This is a genomic window from Sphingomonas sp. (genome assembly GCF_964263785.1).
GTDB lineage: Bacteria > Pseudomonadota > Alphaproteobacteria > Sphingomonadales > Sphingomonadaceae > Sphingomonas.
Window position 1 is genome coordinate 1 of the sequence record NZ_CAXVWL010000119.1, and the last position, 5815, is coordinate 5815.

General features: G+C 66.3%; 6 protein-coding genes and 1 pseudogene. 3 read left to right on the forward strand and 4 right to left on the reverse strand.

The annotated features are described in order from the left end of the window. The 3 genes from ACE5C1_RS15405 to ACE5C1_RS15415 all read left to right on the forward strand — a co-directional run. The coding region (locus ACE5C1_RS15405; RefSeq protein WP_374944954.1) for a hypothetical protein at nucleotides 1–263 on the forward strand (263 nt) is incomplete at its 5' end. After that, nucleotides 256–564 carry a hypothetical protein gene (locus ACE5C1_RS15410; protein WP_374944955.1) on the forward strand — a complete coding sequence of 103 codons (309 nt, stop codon included), beginning with the start codon at nucleotides 256–258 and terminating at the stop codon, nucleotides 562–564. The genes ACE5C1_RS15405 and ACE5C1_RS15410, both read left to right, overlap by 8 nt. A 56-nt stretch (nucleotides 565–620) precedes the next feature. Then, nucleotides 621–1187 (forward strand): hypothetical protein, encoded by a 567-nt coding sequence (locus tag ACE5C1_RS15415; RefSeq protein ID WP_374944956.1) that lies wholly within the window; start codon nucleotides 621–623, stop codon nucleotides 1185–1187. Nucleotides 1188–1718: 531 nt separating this feature from the next. On the opposite strand, the gene ACE5C1_RS15420 is transcribed toward ACE5C1_RS15415, so the two are convergent. From ACE5C1_RS15420 to ACE5C1_RS15435, 4 genes and pseudogenes are all read right to left on the reverse strand, one after another. After that, nucleotides 1719–3989 (reverse strand): xanthine dehydrogenase family protein molybdopterin-binding subunit, encoded by a 2271-nt coding sequence (locus tag ACE5C1_RS15420; protein ID WP_374944957.1) that lies wholly within the window; start codon nucleotides 3987–3989, stop codon nucleotides 1719–1721. Nucleotides 3990–4000: 11 nt separating this feature from the next. Next, nucleotides 4001–5014 carry an FAD binding domain-containing protein gene (locus tag ACE5C1_RS15425; RefSeq protein WP_374944958.1) on the reverse strand — a complete coding sequence of 338 codons (1014 nt, stop codon included), beginning with the start codon at nucleotides 5012–5014 and terminating at the stop codon, nucleotides 4001–4003. After that, the gene (locus tag ACE5C1_RS15430; protein WP_374944959.1) at nucleotides 5011–5550 is read right to left on the reverse strand and encodes a (2Fe-2S)-binding protein; all 540 of its coding nucleotides are present in this window, start codon (nucleotides 5548–5550) and stop codon (nucleotides 5011–5013) included. The genes ACE5C1_RS15425 and ACE5C1_RS15430 overlap by 4 nt, the downstream gene beginning before the upstream one ends. Nucleotides 5551–5561: 11 nt before the next feature. Next, nucleotides 5562–5815: pseudogene (locus ACE5C1_RS15435) on the reverse strand (catalase); the annotation flags it as partial.

Consider the following 5815-nt stretch of genomic DNA (forward strand, 5'->3'; position numbering starts at 1 on the left):
TCCCGGATCAGCCGTCCGTCTTTACGGTCCTGTCGGGCTCCGCGTGCCTGCGCGTGACGGGTGCCTACCGGCAGGGGGAACGGAAAAAGAGTGCGCTCCGCGAGTTGTGGTTCAACGACGGCAACGATCCGCAAAAGGCCCCTAGCACGGAGCACGTCATGACATTAGATCACTCGTTTCCGGGAGTCGTGCTGTCCGCATGCTTCACGATCGACCCGGACCATCTGAGGACTAAGCTCGACGATGTCGCCCCCGATGCCTGAGCCCATCGACATCACCCTGCTGACCAGGGGCGAGGTGCACAACCTCGCCGGCCACGAGCGGGGGCTGGCGGCACGCGAGAGCTTCGGCCTCGCCCGGCTGGACGAGGATCCGGACCCGGTGGACGTCCGGTTCCCTCCCAACTTCCGACAGGTGAGTTCCTCGTTCTTTCAGGGCATGTTCTCGGCGAGCGTACGTCGACTCGGTTCGGTGGAAGGCTTCTTCGACCACTACCGGTTCGATGCGCCCGCGCACGTGAGGGCAAGACTGCTCGGATACGCCGAGCAGGTCATGAGTCGCTGAGCAGCTCATCCCGCTCCGGAGCCGTCCCGCACATCTCCGGGCCGACGGCGGCGCACTTGGAGGCTTCGGCAGCGCCGCCCGCACCGCTCCCGCCGCCCGCTGCGCCAAACTGGGTCGCCATCGCGGCTTTTGCGCTCTCAATCATCACGCTCCTCAAGACCCTCTGGTCCGACTTCCGCGCATGGCGTTCCAAGGCGGCGGCGAAGTTCGAGACCGATCTCGGTACGCCGATTAGGACCGGCCTGCGCTCCTACGAGAAAAAGCTTTTCACGCTGCGCGCGTTCACCGTGCCGAGCGGAAGGTCCCTTGATGAGCTCAAAGACGAGATCGGGTCCGAGCGAGCGAAATGGATCGAGGCTGCAGAGGATCTCGCACGGCTGCTCAGAGAGGCGGACGACACGGGCGAACTGGTGGACCAGGGATGGGCCGAACGCTTCACTAGGCGGACGGAGGCCGCCGAGGAGCTGATGATTAGAATGACCGAACCGGCCGTGACTACCTTTGAGGATCTTCGACTCGCCGCACTGGCCGTCCAAATCGAGACGAACATTGCGGTCGCCGAAGTACGCTCCGCCTTAAAGGAGGAGACCGCCTCCTACGGCAGGATTCTAGGACGCCGTTAAGCCCGGGCGAGGCAACCCGTTCCAGGCCGCTGAGAGCGAGCCGACTTCGCAACGCAGTCGACCTGCCGACGCCGCTATGTGATCGTCGTTCCGATCCGGTCAATCAGGTTCAGTCCTCGACCACTTTCACCGCTGTCGTGCGACAGCGGTGCCCCTCGCGCTCCAAGCTTGGGCGCGCCGACAACGTTCGTTCGAGGCCGGGACGTACGATGATTTCTCCGGTGCGCGCTGATGCTAATCTCTGGCCACGTCAGCGATGTGAAGACTGCACCAGCACTCCCAAGAGTATCGGTCGCATTTGCTACCTACTGGCTGACAAAGGCTACGGTGCCTACCGTCTGCGCCGCTCATTGTGCGAGGTTAGAGCCGTCCTGGCCGTACGTGGCCGGAGACACCGCAAGCGACACATCCGTTACTACACGACCCGAAGCGTTGCCTCAACCTGATCGTATTATGAATGAAAGTCCGCTTTGAAGAAGTGCACAGGTCCGCTCTAATGACCGAAGCTGGGTCTATCTGCCGCGGCGTCGTTCACCCATCCGCAGCTAGTAGCTTGTCGATAGTGATGGGCAACGAGCGCACGCGTTTGCCTGTCGCGTGATAGATCGCGTTGGCGACGGCAGCTGCGGTGCCGACAATGCCGATCTCGCCCAGACCCTTCACGCCCAGCGGGGTCACCTCCGGGTCGGGCTCGTCGACGAAGATCACCTCAATATCCTCGACGTCGGCGTGGGCCGGAATATGATATTCCGCATAGTTGTGGTTCATCCAGCGGCCGAGCCGATGGTCGGAGAAGGTCTCCTCGTGGAGCGCCATCCCGATGCCCATGACCACGCCGCCCAGGATCTGGCTGCGCGCGGTCTTGGGATTGATGATCCGCCCCGCCGCGACCGCGTTGACGACGCGGGTGACGCGCACCACGCCCAGCTCCTCGTCGACCCTGACCTCGGCGAAGATCGCGCTGTGGGTGTTCTTCGACTTGTGCAGGCCGCGCCACATGTCGCCGATGCCGGGTGCTGCGGTCTCCTGCTCCTCAATCACGTCGAGATCGGCGGCGCGCATCGCCTCGCCGAACGGCACACGCACGGTGGGCTCTCCCTTCAGGACGATGCAGCCGTCCTCGAAGGTGACGTCGTCGAAGCCGGCGTCGCCCAGCGGCTCGCCGGCGATCTTGCCCGCAGCCTTGAACAGCTTCTTGGCCACCGCTTGGCAGGCGAGCTGCACCGCGGCGCCCGAGGACGCCGCCGCCCACGACCCCCCCTCGACCGGTGAGGACGGCAGGTCGGAATCGCCCAGCCGCGCGGTGATCTGCTCGGGCGGCAGCCCCAGCGTGTCCGCCGCGACCAGCGTCATTACCGTGTAGGTGCCGGTGCCGATGTCGGACGTAGCGCAGGCCACCTCGAGCGCGCCGTTGGCGAACAGCTTGGCGCTGGCGGCAGTCTTCGCGAACTGCGCGTCCCACATGCCCGTCGCGCAGCCCCATCCGATCAGCTCGCTGCCATCGCGCATCGACCGTGGCTCGGCCGAGCGCTCGGCCCAGCCGAACGCCGCCGCGCCCTCGTCATACGCCTCGCGCAGCGCCTTGCTGGTGTAGGGCACGGCGTTCATCGCGTCGATCGCGGAGTAGTTGATCCGCCGGAACTCGAGAGGATCGACCTTGGCCTCATAGGCCATCTCGTCGATCGCCATCTCGAAGAGCGTCATGCCGGTCGCCGCTCCTGGCGCGCGCATGTCGGCCGAGGTGGCGGTGTCAACCTGCGCAACGGTGTAGTCGGCGTCGGCGTTGGGGCAGTCGTAGTTCATCAGTCCCCAGGTGACGACATTCTCCATATTGTCCTCGTAGCGCGAGGTGGAGGTGGTCGCCTCGTTGCGGATCGACACCAGCTTGCCGGTGGTCTCGGCGCCCAGTGCGGTGCTCTGGATCGCCTGCGGGCGATAGGCGTGGCTGAACATCTGTTGGCGCGTCATCGTCACCCGCACCGACTGCTCGAGCATCTTGGCGGCGAGCACCGCCAGGAACACCTGATGCTGCGGCCGCAGCCCCGAGCCGAAGCCGCCGCCGACATAGGGGTTGAGCACGCGCACCTTGCTCTTCGAGAAGCCGAAGATGCTGGCGAGATAAGCCTGCACGCCCTGCGACCCCTGCGTCTTGTCGTGGACGGTGATGGCACCGTCGCCGTGCCATTCGACGGTGGATCCGAACATCTCCATCGGATTGTGGTGCTCGGGTGCGAGCTTGTAGTCGCCCGCGACCTTCAGCGGCGCGTCGGCGAACGCCTGCGCAGCGTCGCCGCGCGCCTTGGGCGGGACATAGGTGTTACGCTTCTTCTTGGGCAGGTACTTCTCCGCCAGCGCCACCTTGAAATCGGTGTTGTGCGCTTCCGCCTCGTAGGACACCTCGATCAGGCTCGCGGCATAGCGCGCGGCCTCGAACGTCTCGGCCACCACCAGCACAATGGGCTGCTGGTTGAACCAGATCACGTCGTCGTAGAGCGGCCGGAAGGGCGATCCCGGCACCTTCAGCTCGTCCTTGTAGCTGTGGTCGGTCCAGGCGACGTGCGGACGGTTCAAGTGCGAAATCACCTCGACCACGCCCGGCACGGCCCGTGCCGCGGCCTCGTCGATCGCGACGATCCGACCCTTGGCAATCGTGGCGTCTACGATGAAGCCGTAGAGCATGTCCGCGACCGGATGTTCAGCGGCGTAGCGCGCGGTGCCGGTGACCTTCTCGACGCCGTCGACGCGGCTGATCGCGCTGCCGATGCCGATCTTGCCCGTGGCGGGTTTTAGTGCGGTTGCCATGTCGGATGTCCTTACGCGACGCGCTTGTCGGTCTGCGATTGCGGGGTGGCGCCGGCGGCCTGCTTGAGAGCGCGGACGATCGCCTTGCGGGCGAGCGGGATCTTGAAGTCGTTCTCGCCCTGGCCGACGGCCCCCGCGAGCAGCGCGTCGGAGAATGCGCCGAACGCCTGCGGTGACGGGGCGACGCCGTGCAACTGCTGCTCGGCCTCGGGCCGCCGCCACGGCTTGTGTGCGACGCCGCCGAGTGCGACGCGGACCTCCGCGATCGTGCCGCCCTCCAGCCGCATCGCGACCGCGACCGATACCAGCGCGAAGGCGTAGGATAGGCGGTCGCGCAGCTTAAGGTAGGTATAGTTCTGCGTGAAGTCCTCGGCGGGCAGGTCGATGCCCGTCACCAGCTCGCCCGGCTGGAGATTGTTGTCGCGCCACGGCTCATCGCCCGGCAGCCGGTGATAGTCGCTAAAGGCGATCTCGCGATCGCCGCCCGGCCCCGACACACGCACCACTGCGTCGAGCGCGGCAAGCGCCACGCACATGTCCGACGGGTGCGTGGCGATGCATTGCTCGCTCCCGCCCAAGACCGCGTGGATACGGTTCACCCCGCCGATGGCGCCGCAGCCCGAGCCGGGCTCGCGCTTGTTGCAGGGGGTCGCGACGTCGTAGAAATAATAGCAGCGGGTGCGCTGGTTGAGGTTACCGCCGTTGGTCGCAGCGTTGCGCAGCTGCGGACTGGCGCCGGCGAGGATCGCGGAGGACAGCAGCGGATAGCGTCGCTCGACGCGTTCGTCCCAAGCGGTGTCCGCGTTCGGCACCAGTGCCCCGAGCCGCAGCCCGCCGCCGTCGAGTTCCTCGATCCGGTCGAGCGGCAGGCGGTTGATGTCTACCACCGTGACCGGCCGCTCGACGTTCTCCTTCATCAGATCGACTAGATTGGTGCCGCCGGCCAAGTAGCGCACCTGCTCGCCGGCACCGGCCTGCAGCGCCTCGCCGACGTTCCCCGCGCGGATGTAGTCGAACGGGCTCATTCAGCCGCCTCCTGCATGGTGGCGCCATCTCGCGCGGCGAGCACCTCGCAGACCGCGTCGGCGATGTTGGTATAGGCGCCGCAGCGGCACAGATTGCCGCTCATCATCTCGCGCACCTCCTGCCGTGAATGCGCCCGACCCTCGTTGATCAGACCTTGCGCCGAGCAGATCTGACCCGGCGTGCAGTAGCCGCACTGGAAGGCGTCGTGCTCGATGAACGCGGCCTGCAGCGGATGCAGCTTGCCGGGCTGGCCGAGCCCCTCGATCGTGGTGATCTCCGCCCCGTCCAGCGTCACCGCCAGCTTCAGACAGGAATTGATGCGCCGCCCGTCGATCAGCACCGTGCAGGCCCCGCACTGGCCGTGGTCGCAGCCCTTCTTGGTGCCGATCAGGTCCTCCTGCTCGCGCAGCAGGTCGTGAAGCGAGGTCCAGTGCTCGATAGCGAGCGTGCGGGTCTCGCCGTTTATCGTCAACGTCGTCGGCACGGTGCCGATCGGCCGGGCGGCGCGGGCATGCGCGTCGGGTGGGGTCGCCATGGCTGTTCCTCTCAGGCCGGGATCTGCGCGAAGTCGGCGGTGTTCTCTTCCGCAATGCCGTTCTCGCGATGACGGAAGGCGGACAGCGCGCGATACACTTGCAATCGCGCCCGCATCACCGACCCGAGCGGCCGGTGCGCGGCCAGGCTGTGTGCCGGGCGGAATGTCATTACCTCGTCGAAATACCGCACACGCTCGGGAGTATAGGCGTCCTGGACCGGGATGCGGATCGTGGCGACGGTGCGGTACTGGCTGTCCTGCGACG

What these genes read in the sequence shown, in the direction of transcription:
- ACE5C1_RS15410 (WP_374944955.1), top strand. Translation starts at nt 256, where the DNA reads ATGCCTGAGCCCATCGACATCACCCTGCTGACCAGGGGCGAGGTGCAC.
- ACE5C1_RS15420 (WP_374944957.1), bottom strand. Translation starts at nt 3,989, where the DNA reads ATGGCAACCGCACTAAAACCCGCCACGGGCAAGATCGGCATCGGCAGC.
- ACE5C1_RS15425 (WP_374944958.1), bottom strand. Translation starts at nt 5,014, where the DNA reads ATGAGCCCGTTCGACTACATCCGCGCGGGGAACGTCGGCGAGGCGCTG.
- ACE5C1_RS15430 (WP_374944959.1), bottom strand. Translation starts at nt 5,550, where the DNA reads ATGGCGACCCCACCCGACGCGCATGCCCGCGCCGCCCGGCCGATCGGC.